Source organism: Roseburia sp. AF22-2LB (assembly GCF_003461125.1).
Classification (GTDB): Bacteria; Bacillota; Clostridia; order Lachnospirales; family Lachnospiraceae; genus Roseburia_C; species Roseburia_C amylophila.
The window spans coordinates 1-13,220 of the sequence record NZ_QTWM01000003.1; the positions used below are offsets into that span (position 1 = coordinate 1).

A 13,220-nucleotide genomic window follows, 5' to 3' on the forward strand; every position below is an offset into this window, starting at 1 on the left:
AGAGCATCTGCCTTACAAGCAGAGGGTCACAGGTTCGAGCCCTGTAGGTCCCACTTTTCTTGTAGTTATAAGTGTAGCGCAAGATATGCCGATGTGGCTCAATTGGCAGAGCAGCTGATTTGTAATCAGCAGGTTATCGGTTCGAGTCCGATCATCGGCTTTATACAATTTTATATTGTATAGAAATGGGCAGATTCCCGAGTGGCCAAAGGGGACAGACTGTAAATCTGCTGCAAATTGCTTCGGTGGTTCGAATCCACCTCTGCCCATTCTTCTTTTTAGAAGATAATTGAATAACGCGGGATGGAGCAGTCTGGAAGCTCGTCGGGCTCATAACCCGAAGGTCACAGGTTCAAATCCTGTTCCCGCAACTCTTGCCCAGTTAGCTCAGTTGGTAGAGCAGAGGACTGAAAATCCTCGTGTCTCTGGTTCGATTCCGGAACTGGGCATTCTCAGAAAACCTGAGAAATGGGATATTAGCTCAGTTGGTAGAGCACTTGACTTTTAATCAAGTTGTCCGGGGTTCGAATCCCCGATGTCTCAGTAGTTAAAAATGGCGGAAATGCTGATAAATATAGTATTTCCGCCATTTTTGTGAGTAATCGGAAGTAGTGCTAAGTAAGCCTAAATATTCATCTTCACCCCATCTTCAAGGGCATTTTTGAATCCCTTCGTCTTTATTTCATTAAAAAAAGAAAGTCAAAAAGTAATTCATAAAAGAAAGCTAAAGATAAGCTATATACATGCGAAACAATAATAAGTATAATATGATATGTAAATTGTTGTGGGTAAATAGAAGTTAAAAACAAGAAGAACGCAAAAAACGGAGGTATTTTTATGAGAAAATTTAAAGCAGTGGATGCAGTTTGTATTATGGTACTTGCGGGAATTGTAGGTTTCTTTATGGGGGCTTTTTTGGACAATTCAATGGGAGGAGCTATTTTATTTTCGATGGTTGCGGGATTTGCCTGCGTTGTTCATGCAATCGGTGATAGAGAAGAGTGAATGAAGAGGAAGAGTGAACGGAAAAGAAGAGAGAACGCAAAGGAAGTGTAAATGAAAAGGAAGATTAAAAATAGAATGAAAAACAAGATTACAGGGAAAATGAAAAGATTTGGCATAGTATGTATTTTAGTTATAGGGCTATTGCTTACTGGCTGTAATAATAAATTTGCAAAAGAGCAGTACGATTCAGATATTCAGATAGCAGAGGGTGGGGACCGGTATGCTAAAACAAATAGTGTATTGAATAATTATGGAAATAATGTGACATACACCGTTGGAAAATTTGATGGCAGGGAGACACTCTGGGAAGCGAATTGCAGCAGCGCGACGTGGGTAGATATAACGCTTGTGTTTACGCTGGATGAAGGAAAAGCAAAGCTGGTGCAGATTGATGAGGATGGAAATGTGTCAACGGTGGTGGAATGTACGCCGGATTCTGAAGTGAATGAACTGACTACCTATTCTATTCAGTTGAAAGAGGGAAAAAATCGACTGAAGTTCGTAGGATATGATTGTAAGAATGTGACATTTTATATGGAAATCAAAGAATCATAAAAAATTAAGTATTATTTCCTCCGTTCTGTGATATGATACTGCTGTACGAAGAAGACAGAAAAAATGCGACCTGGAGGAATGATTATGATAACATATATGAATGCGTCACGAAGAGATATGGAGAATCTGATGAGTACCCGGCTGGAGATGCTGCGGGAAGTAAATGATTTGTCAGAGGATGATACATTTCCGGATAATCTGGTCGACAGCAGCAGACTGTATTTTGAAGATGGTAATCAGACGACAATTCTGGCAATGGATGGAAGAAAAGTAGTTGGCTGTGCGTCGGTCAGCTATATTGAGGTCATGCCGACATTTACCCATCCTACCGGAAAACGTGGACATATTATGAATGTATATACAAAGAAGGACTATCGTGGACAGGGGATTGCCCACCATATGATGGAACTTCTGATAAATGAAGCCAAATTGCGTGGCGTGACAGAACTGATTCTGGATACAACGGAGAGTGGCAGAGCCTTGTATCATGCCTGCGGATTTACCGAATCTAAAGAATGTATGGTTTTAACAATAGAGCGGGAATAATAAAAATTTCATAGAAACCCATGCACAAGGAGGACAAGTATGACAAGTATGAGAAAAATCTTGGTAACTGGTGGCACTGTATTTGTGAGTCGGTTTATTGCAGAGCATTATGTGGCAAAAGGTGATGAGGTTTATGTGTTAAATCGAAACACCAAACCGCAGTCGGCGGCTGTAAAACTGATTCAGGCAGACCGGCATGCGATCGGTGATGCACTGCAGGGACTGCATTTTGACCTGGTAATTGATACCGCATATACCAGGGAAGATGTGGAGGATTTGCTGAATGCATTGGAAAGTTACAAAGATTATGTTCTTATAAGTTCAAGTGCCGTATATCCGGAATATGCGCCGGCACCATTTACGGAAGAAATACAGCTTGCAGAAAATGTGCACTGGGGTGCATATGGAACAAATAAAATAGCGGCTGAGGCAGCACTGATGCAGAGAAATCCGAAGGCATATATCCTTAGACCGCCTTATTTATATGGACCGATGAATAATGTATACCGGGAAGCCTTTGTATTTGACTGTGCATTGGAAAACCGGAAATTTTATCTGCCACAGGAGGGCGGCATGAAGCTGCAATTTTTTCATGTGGAGGATTTGTGTAGATTTATAGATATTCTGGTGGAAAAACAACCGGAGCAGCATATTTTCAATGTTGGAAATAAAGAAAACATATCCATTCGTGACTGGGTAACTCTGTGCTATCAGGCGGCAGGAAAGCAGCCGGAGTTTGTGGAAGTTCCAGCGGAGGAAGAACAGCGCAATTACTTCAGCTTTTATAATTATGAATATGCACTGGATGTCAGGAAACAGCTTGCACTTATGAAAGAAACAAAGCCATTGGCGGATGGGTTAAAAGAAGCTTATGACTGGTATGTGGCAAATCAGGATAAGGTAAATAAGAAGCCATATATTACATACATAGAGGAACATCTGACATGAAATAGGATATTTCACAAACTGGGAATTTCTTTCGATTAGAGTTTCGGTGGTTGCAGAGAAAAGAGCAAAATAGTATAATAAACGAAATAAAAATCTGAGACAGACGCAGATTTACAAGACACAGGATAGAACGGAGAAAACATGAGCGTATTTCAGGTAGAATTGAAGAAGGTAGTTGATGACAGTTACGAAATCGAGATAGGCTACCAGCTTGAGAACCGGTTAATAGAAGATTTGAAAAACGGTTTGGTTGGAAAGATTAAGAAATTTGCAGTAATTACTGATAGCACTGTAAAGGAACTTTATGCAGATCACATTGTAACATTGTTGCAGGAAGCCGGATATCAGGCAAAAGAATTTGTCTTTGCGGCAGGAGAGACCAGCAAAACCAGAAAGACGAAAGAGGAAGTAGAAGATGCCATGTTAGAGGCAGGTTTCCGGAGAGACTGCTGCATCATCGCCGTTGGTGGTGGTGTGGTAACCGATTTGTCTGGATTTCTGGCAGGAACCTATGGCAGAGGAGTGCCATTCATTAACTATGCTACGACACTTTTGGCGGCGGCAGATGCATCTGTTGGTGGAAAAACCGCAGTAGACACACCACTGGCAACGAATCTGATTGGACTTTTTAACCAGCCGGAGAAAGTATATCTTGACATTGCAGCATGGAAAACACTGCCACAGCGACAGTTATCCAGTGGTATGGCAGAGACAATCAAACATGCCTGCATGGCAGATAAGGAAATGTTTGAATTCCTGGAAAAACATATGGAAGATATTTTTGCGGGAGATAGAGAAGCCTGTGAATACATCGCAAAGAAGAATTGCCAGATTAAATATGCTGTGGTAATGAAGGATGAAAAGGAGCAGGGCTTAAGAGAAATCTTGAATCTAGGACATACGGTAGGGCGTGCCATTGAGACAGTCAGTGACTACAGACTGCTTCATGGAGAAGCACTTTCCATTGGAATGGTAGCTATGACAGAACTGGCACACCGACTTGGTTACATGACAGAAGAAGAAAAAACAGCAGTAAAGAATCTGTTAGAGAAAGCGAAGCTGCCGGTAGAGATTCCGGAATACATTGACCGGGAAGCCCTGGTTAAGAAATTATATACGGATAAGAAAGTCCGGGACGGAAAACTCCGTTTCGTTGTAGAGAAAGGAATCGGTGGAATCGTAGAGTTTGAGGAAGGCGTATTTGCCACACCGGTGGACGAAGCCGTTGCAAGAGATATCATTATGAAAATGAAATAGTGAGCGATGAAAGTTAATGATAAGCTGATTGGCGTATCATTAATTATCATATAATGAGCGCAAAAGGGAACAAGCCCCTGTCAGATTGACAGGGGTATTTTTTATGTCAGTGGTCTGGTGCTTTCTCCCTGGATGATAACAGGAAGCGTTGTATAGCTTTGGATGAGAAGTTCCGGGTTCTGAAGCTTACGGATCATCATGGAGCCAGCCTGCACACCGGTATCATAGACATTGATATCTACAATGGTAAGCTGTGGGTCGATGATGCTGGAATATGGGTAGACGTCAAAGGTAAGTATGGCAATGTCATCCGGGATGGAAAGCTGCCGGTCTTTGACTGCCTGGATGACACCTAATGCGAGGGTGTTATTTTCACATACAATAGCGCGAGGCGGTACAGGCTGTGTCAGCATATCAGAAGTAACGGAATAAGCGTGCTGACGGCTGGAATCAGTATTTCCGGTACGGGAAGCAGGAATATGATAACCCCGGTCTAACATTCCTGCCATGAAGCCTTTCTGACGCTGGGCGGAAATATAATCAGTTTTGCGTTCTCCGATAAAGGCAACATCTGTATAACCACAGGCTATCATGTGGGCAGCGGCATATTCACCGGCAAGGGCGTGGTTGGTATCTACCCAGCACAGCCGGCTTTCAAATCCCGGATGACCGATGATAATATGTGGAAAGCCGGCATCCAGGATGAGATTTGCAATCTCTTTATTAATAGCGGAGCCATGGATGATAAGACCATCGGAGGAACCGCTTGTGATAACTTCACTGACTTTTTCTCCGGGATAGTGTTCTTCAGAAGTGTTGACAAGCGTCAGGGAATAGTTGTTTTCGGACAAGGTATGGTGTACGCCGCACATAATGTCAAACATATGCGGATTCCGATAAGCAGTATCTTTCCCCAGATTGGTAAGATAGACAATATTGGAAGTAGCACCTTTTGCAAAGCTTACAGCCCGGGAGTTAGGGGTATAATGAAGCTTTTCAATTGCTGCATGAACCTTTTCCACAGTGGCTGGGGATATGGTGGTCCAGTGATTTAAAACTTTAGAAACAGTGGATTTGGAAACACCGGCTTCATTGGCAACATCATTGATGGTAACAGACATAAAATACCTCCTGAAAAAATGTATAAATTTACAAATATAGTATAGCGGTTTCCTAACAAAGTCAATCATTTTTGACAAATAGACATTGTAAACAAGGGAAAAAAGTGATAAATATAGACTTAGCAAGAGGAACCAATTGCAGGAAAAAAAGAAAATAAAGAAAACGGTTTCCTAAAGAAACCGGAAAACGGAGGTATTTTTATGAAGAAAAGGGTGTTGAGTCTGTTGCTCTGTACCGCAATGACAATCGGCACATTATCCGGTTGTGGAAAAGAAGCAGGAAATGACGAAGGAAAGACTACAGAAGTACTTGGAAATGATGCAGAGGATGAAATGACAGAAGTAAAAATCTGGCATGATGGGGATGAGAATATCATGCAGACCATTGCGGATTGTGCGAATGAGAAACTGGCAGAGGATAATATCAAGGTTACCTTTGAAAAGAAGAGCGGTCTGACCGACCAGCTTCAGTTATATGGAAATGATGAATCCAACGGACCGGATATGTATCTTTATGCACATGATTCATTGGGAACATTTGCAGAAATGGGGATTTTAGCTCCGATTACGGATGTTATCAGTGAGGATGTAATGGCGGATTTATTACCGATGACCGTAGAAGCAGGTAATTATAAGGATACCCAGTACCTGATGCCGGTTTATTATGAGACATTGCTCTTTATGTATAATAAGGCAAAATGGGAAGGTGATGTGCCGGAAACAACAGATGAACTGTATGATTATATGGTAGCGCATACCGATGTGGATGCAGGAACTTATGCGCTGGTAAATCAGCATTCTACCGCATACAATGTGGCACCGGTGATCAATGGTTTTGGTGGATATATTATTGATAAAGATGCAAATCCTGGATTAAATACACAGGAAACCAAGGATGCTATCGCATACAATCAGAAATTTGCAGCATTGGAGGCAGATGGAGATTACAACACTGTAACTGCATTATTCAATGAAGGCCAGGCAGCAGCAATCATCGGTGGACCATGGCTGGTATCCGGAATCAAGGCAGCGGGCATTGACCTTGGTATTAAATCCTTGGCGGATTTTAAACTTCCGAATGGAAACGGACTGGCACCATATTCAGGTGTACAGAGCATTGGTGTCTTAAAATATGCAGCAGAAAATAAGAAAGAAGCAATTGCAAAAGTATTAGAGACAATTGCAAGTCCGGAAGTAGGTATTGCATTGGCAAATAAATCAAACTGTGCACCGGCAAACAGCAAAGCATATGATGACGCAGATGTTGCTGCAAATGAGATGATTATGGCAATGAAAGCAACTGCAGAAACTGCACAGCCTATGCCAAACATTCCACAGATGAGCGTTATGTGGGGACCGACAGAAGAATTTTTGGCGGCAGTCAACAAATCAGGGGAAGATATTGACACTGCAGCAGAGACTTATCAGCAGGAGGCATTGAATGCCATTGCAGATATGCAGTAAGCAGGAGTTTATTTAGAAGCAATAAAGAGGAAAATTAGGAAGAGAAGTGTGTATATGAAGAACAAACGGAAATTAACACCATGGCTTTACAGTATGCCGGCACTGATATTGATTGGAATGGTTATTGTATTCCCGATTATTTATACGGGCTATATATCACTGACCAATATGAATCTTTTTCACTGGTCAAATTATGAATTTATCGGACTATCCAACTATAGCAGGGCATTATTAAAGGCAGACTCCGGTTTCCTTGGAGCACTGTTTACAACATTACTTTGGACCACATTAAATATGGTGATACAGGTAGTTGTGGCATATTTTATTGCATTGGGATTTCAAAGAGAAGATTTAAAGGGAAAACGTGTATACAAGACTCTTTTGATGTTCCCGTGGGCAATGCCTGCATATGTGTCCATTCTTTTGTGGAGGGTAGGCATTTATAACACAGAGTTTGGTCTTCTGAATAAGATTCTGGTGGCACTTGGCTTTGGAAAGGTAAATTTCCTTTCCACCAATGTGCCGGCATTTCTCTCCTGCATGACTCTAAACCTGTGGATGGCATTGCCGTTTATGATTATGATGATAGACGGTGCACTGTCCAGCATTGACCGCAGCTATTATGAAAGCGCAGAACTGGATGGAGCAGGTTTCTGGTCAAAGAACATCCATATTACCGTTCCGGCAATGAAAGGAATTATTGCACCGGCGGTTATTATGACGACATTTACCACATTTAAGCAGTTTGATATCGTATATCTTCTTACGATGCAGAAGGGAGCATATTCAGGGGCAACCTTACAGACCGTAATTACTTATGCACAGCAGAATGCGTTTGTTTCAAATAACTATGGGCTGTCCTCTGCGGTATCTATTATTATCTTTTTCCTTATCATGGTATTTTCGCTGTTTACCAATCGAGGGGTAAAGGAGGAAAATTATGACTAAGAAAAAGAGAAAACAGATTTTACAGCTTAGCGGTTTACATATTTTTTATATTATACTGTGTCTGCTGGCACTGGTACCGATTTTATATGCGTTGAATCTTTCCTTTGAAAGGGGAAGTGGAGCATTGTCCTCCGGATTATCTTTGTTTCCAAAGGAATTTACACTGGATAATTATAAAAATATACTGACGCAGAAGCCGTTTTTGCGGTGGTTTTATAACTCTGCCGTATTAAGCTTCTTTACAATGGTTATTGCTATCGGATTTGCCATGGTGTCATCTTATGCATTTTCAAGATACCGTTTTAAGGGAAGAAATGGCATTTTAAAATTACTGCTTCTCTTAAATGCATTCCCGCAGATTCTGTCCATGTTTGCATTATTCCGTCTTTTAAAACAGATGAATATGCTGGATACGAAACTGGGACTGGTGATTATTTATGCGGGAAGCATGTGCATTTTCTCTATCTGGAATATGAAAGGGTATTTTGATACCATTCCGATAGAAATCGAAGAAGCATCGAAAATTGACGGTGCATCGGATTTCCAGCTGCTGTGGAAGGTAGTAATGCCGCTGGCTCGTCCGGCAATCATTGTAACTTCTGTGATGGTACTTATTTTTGTATGGAATGAATATCTGTTTTCTACAACATTTCTACTGAATGAAAACAGTTATACACTGGCAGGTGGATTATATCAGTTACAGTCCAACGATTACACCAGAAGCTGGGGAATGTTCTCCGCAGCCGCTATCCTTGTATCTGTTCCGGTGTTGATTATTTTCTTCTGTATACAAAAGTATATGGTATCCGGTCTTACTGCAGGTGGTGTGAAAGGATAGAAATAAAATGGAAAAAGAAGCAATTTTGCATATTCCACTGTCACAATTTGCCTTTGCAGAAAAAGAAGACCGGCTGGTAATAAGAATCCGTTGTAAAAAGGGCGATTTAAAACGGTGCGTGCTGCTTTGGGGAGACCGGGTGGCGATGGAAGAGCCACTTCCGGTGAAACAAAGTGAAATGGAACATGTGGCATCCGATATGCTTTATGATTATTATGAAGTTAAGATTACGTCTCCGTATACCAGGGTATGCTATTATTTCCGGTTAGAGGACGATACAGAAAGCCTTTATTATTATGGAAGAGGATTTGCAGAGAAACTGTCCTGTGGCAGGGCAGAATATTTCCAGTTTCCATATATTAGAAGAGAGGATATTTTAGATATCCCGGAGTGGGCAGAAGACATTGTTATGTATCATATTTTCCCGGACAGTTTTGCAAATGACAGACGGGAACTGACGGAAAAAGCGACAAGGCATATGCTTTTGCCGGATGAAAAAAGCGACAGCAATGGAAAAATTTTACCGGACCGGATTTGCAAGAATCATCTGGGTGGTACACTGAAAGGAATTTGTGAAAACCTTGACTATATCGAAAAGCTTGGAATTAACTGCATTTATCTGAATCCGATTTTTGAAGCAGCGTCTTATCATAAATATGATACCATTGACTATTTTGAAATCGACCCCTGTTTTGGAAATAAAGCGGATTTAAAAGAACTGGTGCAGCAGTGCCACAAGAGAGGAATCCGGGTTATTTTAGATGGTGTATTTAATCATTGTGGAGCAGATTTCTTTGCATTCCGGGATGTGCGGCAGAAGGGAAAAGCATCAAGATATTATAACTGGTTTTATCACCTGCCGGAAACGATACAGTACGCTGATCCGCCGGATTATGAGGCTTTTGCCTATGTAAAGGAAATGCCAAAGCTTAATACCGGAAATCCTGAAGTAGTGGAGTACCTTTGTAATGTTGGAACTTACTGGATTCGGGAAGCAGATATTGACGGCTGGCGCTTGGATGTGGCAAATGAAATCAATCATGAATTCTGGAGAGCCTTCCGTCATGCGGTGAGAGCAGTAAAAGAGGATATGTTTCTAATAGGCGAAATCTGGGAAGAAGCAGGCATCTGGCTTCAGGGAGACCAGTTTGATTCTACGATGAATTATACTTTTTCTTATCTGTGCCGGGACTTTTTTGGAAGGGGAGAACTTTCTGTCAGTGAATTTGATGCCCAGATGCAGCAGATGATTTACCGTTACCCATGGCAGGTGAGCCTGGCACAGATGAATTTTCTGGATTCCCATGATATCCCGAGATTTTTAAGCTATTGCAATGGAAATAGAAAGAGAATGGAGCTGGCATTTTTCTATCTCTTTATGGGGGTAGGCGTGCCGTCAGTATTTTATGGGGATGAGGTATATATTGATGGTACGGAAGAATCAGAATACAGGGCAGCCATGGACTGGCAGAGAGCATCCGGACAATCAGATGAAACTGAACCACAGTCTTTATTGCCGTATCAGGATAATTTAATCGGAAAATTCAAGGAGTGGATAGCACTTCGGAGAGAGCATCTGGCATTACGCAGGGGAAATTATCGCACCATCTATTGTAATGATGTTACCGGTGTTTATGCATTTTCCCGCTGCTATGAAGAAGACCGGGTGCTGGTAGTGCTGAATACAGGCCCTGACAAAGTGGAACTTACTTCGGCAGAAATACAGGAGCTGCAGGAAAAAAATATAGAACTGTCTTCTTATGAAGGAAGACTCGTGGCATTCTGAAAAAGACAAGTGACATTACAAAATACTTGTGTTATACTTTGAAAAACAAAGTGACGCAGGGAGGGTGTTTGCTATGGTTATTTTAATTGGAATTATTATATTTGCAGCCGTTATTGGATTTTATGCCTGTTTCGGACGCAGAATCAATGAAAATATTGGCTCTGGATTCGGAAAAGAGTACATGAAAGACAAATGGGGAATGGACGAATAATGAAAGAATGCCGGGTGGTTTACCATCCGGCATTTATATATGTCATATATATTCTTTCCTTCGGAAGGATGATACGAAATCAGACTTTCTTGATGCTGCTGCGACGTTTTGCTTTCTCCTCGTAGAGGATTGCATCAGAGTGCTTGAGAATGTCTGTTAAGTCCATCTGCGGATTACAGTAGAAGTCGTAGATGCCGACAGAGATTTCTACATAAAAAGGTTTATCGCATACGGCATTAAAAGCATCGCTCTCTGCTTTCAGATTCTTTAAAAGCTGCTCCTTGAAATCCGGTATATCGGTTAAAATAAAGGAAACAAATTCGTCACCGCCCAGTCTTGCAGTAATGGCATCCTTTGGCAGGCATTTACGCAGCCGTTCGGATACTGTGCGTAACGCAAAATCCCCGGCAAGATGGGAGAAGCAGTCGTTGATTTCCTTTAAGTGATCCAAGTCACCAAAAAGAAGATAAGCTTTTTTGCCGGAATTGGATTCAATTGCATGGGATGCCCGTTCCATAAATCCACGGCGGTTCAAAAGCTGGCTTAAATCGTCATATTCAGAGATATAACTTAAGATGCTGTTCTGCTCCTGAATGACTTTCATGGAATCCTGCAATTCTTTCTGAATCTGGCGTTCGCTGGCATTTAACTGGATAAAATGCAGGAGTGCACCAATCTGGAGGCTGCAAATCTGCATAAAGGAAATATCTTTCTGTTCCACTTCGCAAAGCAGCAGACCGAACTGTTCATCTCCGGAAAAGAGGATAAATGATGTATAGCAGTGGCTGTGTTCCTTTGGAAGAAAACTGGAAAATCCATTGGCAGTCGTTACTTTTGGACGTTTGCCCGGTTCATGGTAGACTGATTTTTCATCATGGTAATATGCTGCCAGATAGATTTCGTCCGGATACTCTGCAAGCTCATTTTCCTGATGAATGACCGGTTTGTCAAAGAAGAAAAAGAAGGAACTTTTGACATTCATCAGATGCAGCCGCTCCATGATATGTGTAATCGTTTCTTTGAAATTGGCACCGGAGTTAATCAAATCTCTTGTAAAGGAAGGTACAAACCAGGCTTTCCGGTTAGAATCCATGATTTCTTTTTCTAGCTGGAAGACATCCGCAGAATGAACGTATTGCTGGGTAAAGGATAAAATGCCGGAAAGCTGTGTCTGCAGCAGTTCTTCCTCCGAGAAGTTAATCAGTGTACGGAGTAATGAAGTAAGTTGCTCTAGGAGCATTTCTCCGGAAATATGGGGATATGCAGTAAGCTTTCTCAGATAACGAATCAGAGGCTCGTTGGAGAAGTCAGTTCCCTTCCGGATAAAGATTTCTTCATATATATTTTCAAAATATGCATGTAGAACTTCGGTATAGTAATTACGATCTTTTTCGTATGAAATGGAAGAGAATAATTCCTCAGCCATAGCATCGACCTGCTGGTGTATAAAATCGTGCAGCTGCTCCATGCTGATATGACGCAGTGTGGTAAAGCGGGTGTGCAGCTGGCAGCCGCAGGAGCTTCTCTGGTGAAAAATGGCTGACATCCGGCAGGATTGTGGCTTCTTTCCCTGACAGAGCATAAGCGCATTCTGTAATGCCTGGTAGCTGAACTGGAAGCTGCTGTGGGAAACACTGGTCAGTGGTGGCTCCATGGTTTTTGCGTGGTCAATGTCGTCAAAACCGGTAATGGCAATGTCATGTCCCACCAAAAGGTCTCTTGCAGCACAGACGCGGTATCCTGCCTTTGCCATATTATCATTTGCAAAAGCAATTGCCTCTAATTCCGGGTTGTGGTCTAGAATATATTCCACCTGCTCGGTGACAAGCTCTGAGTAGTTGCCATAGACGACCATATCATTCGTGACCGGAAGCTGATGTTCCGCCATAACATCGCGGTAGGCTTTCAGCCGTTCATTGGAGTCTTTGTTGTTAGCTGGTCCTGCTACAAAAGCAATCTTACGATAGCCATGGACATTCACAAGATGTTCGATACATTGCCGCATGCCGTTGTAGTTGTCAGCAATCAGGTATGGAATGTCAGAATCGTCCGGTGTGTCCTCTAACATCAGAAATGGAATATCTTTATAATGGGAAAGAAAGTCTGCCTTTACCTGGTTGCTTTTAAAAATAGAAAGAGAACCATAGGTAATAATGAGTGCATCTGGTTTGGTAAAATGCACATAATCATAAATCGTATCAAACTGATAATTATAGTCCCCGTCAAAACTGCAGGATAAAATATCTTTACAATATTGTGGCATCTGAGGTCCCATCAGAAAAATAATATTGATATCTTCTTCTCTGGCACAGGTATAGAAGCCTCGAAGTAAGTCTTCTGAGTAGCTGGACTGGGTGTCACCTAACATAATTGCAATTGTTGGTCTCTGGTTGTTCTCCATAATGTGCCTTTCTCTGGTAAAAAAAGTTGCTTCGGCATTGTAAAAGCCGTTCTTATGATTGACTTAAGTATAACATAAAACGATTAAGTAGAAAAGAAAATAAAAATATTACTGGACAAAAAATGTGATATATGCTAATA

At 41.6% G+C, this 13,220-nt stretch carries 12 protein-coding genes and 5 tRNA genes; 15 read left to right on the forward strand and 2 right to left on the reverse strand.

Annotated features, from left to right (window positions below):
• Nucleotides 1–87: 87 nt before the first annotated feature.
• From DWX96_RS05375 to aroB, 10 genes are all read left to right on the forward strand, one after another.
• Nucleotides 88–160: transfer RNA gene (locus DWX96_RS05375), tRNA-Thr, on the forward strand.
• Nucleotides 161–187: 27 nt separating this feature from the next.
• Nucleotides 188–269 (forward strand) — tRNA-Tyr (locus DWX96_RS05380).
• Between the two features lie 28 nt (nt 270–297).
• Nucleotides 298–371 (forward strand) — tRNA-Met (locus DWX96_RS05385).
• A gap of 5 nt (nt 372–376) precedes the next feature.
• Nucleotides 377–449: transfer RNA gene (locus DWX96_RS05390), tRNA-Phe, on the forward strand.
• 21 nt (nt 450–470) lie between these two features.
• Nucleotides 471–543, forward strand: a tRNA-Lys gene (locus DWX96_RS05395).
• A gap of 294 nt (nt 544–837) precedes the next feature.
• Nucleotides 838–1,005, forward strand: a complete 168-nt coding sequence (locus DWX96_RS14420; protein WP_022242825.1) for a hypothetical protein — start codon at nt 838–840, stop codon at nt 1,003–1,005.
• A gap of 75 nt (nt 1,006–1,080) precedes the next feature.
• Entirely contained in the window at nt 1,081–1,560 is a 480-nt protein-coding gene (locus DWX96_RS05400; protein ID WP_147337966.1) for a hypothetical protein, read from the forward strand.
• An 84-nt stretch (nt 1,561–1,644) separates the two neighbouring features.
• Nucleotides 1,645–2,106, forward strand: a complete 462-nt coding sequence (locus DWX96_RS05405) for a GNAT family N-acetyltransferase (protein WP_118056956.1) — start codon at nt 1,645–1,647, stop codon at nt 2,104–2,106.
• Between the two features lie 39 nt (nt 2,107–2,145).
• The gene (locus DWX96_RS05410) at nt 2,146–3,054 is read left to right on the forward strand and encodes an NAD-dependent epimerase/dehydratase family protein (protein ID WP_330416147.1); all 909 of its coding nucleotides are present in this window, start codon (nt 2,146–2,148) and stop codon (nt 3,052–3,054) included.
• A gap of 141 nt (nt 3,055–3,195) precedes the next feature.
• Nucleotides 3,196–4,311 (forward strand): 3-dehydroquinate synthase, encoded by a 1,116-nt coding sequence (aroB, locus tag DWX96_RS05415; protein WP_117842331.1) that lies wholly within the window; start codon nt 3,196–3,198, stop codon nt 4,309–4,311.
• A gap of 101 nt (nt 4,312–4,412) precedes the next feature.
• Here aroB and DWX96_RS05420 read toward each other — a convergent pair whose 3' ends face one another.
• Nucleotides 4,413–5,432 carry a LacI family DNA-binding transcriptional regulator gene (locus DWX96_RS05420; protein ID WP_118056957.1) on the reverse strand — a complete coding sequence of 340 codons (1,020 nt, stop codon included), beginning with the start codon at nt 5,430–5,432 and terminating at the stop codon, nt 4,413–4,415.
• Nucleotides 5,433–5,633: 201 nt separating this feature from the next.
• Here DWX96_RS05420 and DWX96_RS05425 point away from each other — a divergent pair, with 201 nt between their 5' ends.
• From DWX96_RS05425 to DWX96_RS14240, 5 genes are all read left to right on the forward strand, one after another.
• Nucleotides 5,634–6,896 (forward strand): extracellular solute-binding protein, encoded by a 1,263-nt coding sequence (locus DWX96_RS05425; protein ID WP_118056958.1) that lies wholly within the window; start codon nt 5,634–5,636, stop codon nt 6,894–6,896.
• A gap of 54 nt (nt 6,897–6,950) precedes the next feature.
• Entirely contained in the window at nt 6,951–7,844 is an 894-nt protein-coding gene (locus tag DWX96_RS05430) for a carbohydrate ABC transporter permease (RefSeq protein WP_117842335.1), read from the forward strand.
• Nucleotides 7,837–8,682: a sugar ABC transporter permease gene (locus tag DWX96_RS05435; protein WP_022242817.1), complete on the forward strand. Its 846-nt coding sequence runs from the start codon at nt 7,837–7,839 to the stop codon at nt 8,680–8,682. Before DWX96_RS05430 ends, DWX96_RS05435 begins: the two co-directional genes overlap by 8 nt.
• Before the next feature lie 7 nt (nt 8,683–8,689).
• Entirely contained in the window at nt 8,690–10,468 is a 1,779-nt protein-coding gene (locus DWX96_RS05440) for a glycoside hydrolase family 13 protein (RefSeq protein WP_118056959.1), read from the forward strand.
• A 73-nt stretch (nt 10,469–10,541) separates the two neighbouring features.
• Nucleotides 10,542–10,679: a hypothetical protein gene (locus DWX96_RS14240; protein ID WP_158561817.1), complete on the forward strand. Its 138-nt coding sequence runs from the start codon at nt 10,542–10,544 to the stop codon at nt 10,677–10,679.
• Between the two features lie 79 nt (nt 10,680–10,758).
• Here DWX96_RS14240 and DWX96_RS05445 read toward each other — a convergent pair whose 3' ends face one another.
• The gene (locus DWX96_RS05445) at nt 10,759–13,080 is read right to left on the reverse strand and encodes a GGDEF domain-containing protein (RefSeq protein WP_118056960.1); all 2,322 of its coding nucleotides are present in this window, start codon (nt 13,078–13,080) and stop codon (nt 10,759–10,761) included.
• Nucleotides 13,081–13,220: the final 140 nt, after the last annotated feature.

What these genes read in the sequence shown, in the direction of transcription:
- DWX96_RS14420 (WP_022242825.1), top strand. Translation starts at nt 838, where the DNA reads ATGAGAAAATTTAAAGCAGTGGATGCAGTTTGTATTATGGTACTTGCG.
- DWX96_RS05400 (WP_147337966.1), top strand. Translation starts at nt 1,081, where the DNA reads ATGAAAAACAAGATTACAGGGAAAATGAAAAGATTTGGCATAGTATGT.
- DWX96_RS05405 (WP_118056956.1), top strand. Translation starts at nt 1,645, where the DNA reads ATGATAACATATATGAATGCGTCACGAAGAGATATGGAGAATCTGATG.
- DWX96_RS05410 (WP_330416147.1), top strand. Translation starts at nt 2,146, where the DNA reads ATGACAAGTATGAGAAAAATCTTGGTAACTGGTGGCACTGTATTTGTG.
- aroB (WP_117842331.1), top strand. Translation starts at nt 3,196, where the DNA reads ATGAGCGTATTTCAGGTAGAATTGAAGAAGGTAGTTGATGACAGTTAC.
- DWX96_RS05420 (WP_118056957.1), bottom strand. Translation starts at nt 5,432, where the DNA reads ATGTCTGTTACCATCAATGATGTTGCCAATGAAGCCGGTGTTTCCAAA.
- DWX96_RS05425 (WP_118056958.1), top strand. Translation starts at nt 5,634, where the DNA reads ATGAAGAAAAGGGTGTTGAGTCTGTTGCTCTGTACCGCAATGACAATC.
- DWX96_RS05430 (WP_117842335.1), top strand. Translation starts at nt 6,951, where the DNA reads ATGAAGAACAAACGGAAATTAACACCATGGCTTTACAGTATGCCGGCA.
- DWX96_RS05435 (WP_022242817.1), top strand. Translation starts at nt 7,837, where the DNA reads ATGACTAAGAAAAAGAGAAAACAGATTTTACAGCTTAGCGGTTTACAT.
- DWX96_RS05440 (WP_118056959.1), top strand. Translation starts at nt 8,690, where the DNA reads ATGGAAAAAGAAGCAATTTTGCATATTCCACTGTCACAATTTGCCTTT.
- DWX96_RS14240 (WP_158561817.1), top strand. Translation starts at nt 10,542, where the DNA reads ATGGTTATTTTAATTGGAATTATTATATTTGCAGCCGTTATTGGATTT.
- DWX96_RS05445 (WP_118056960.1), bottom strand. Translation starts at nt 13,080, where the DNA reads ATGGAGAACAACCAGAGACCAACAATTGCAATTATGTTAGGTGACACC.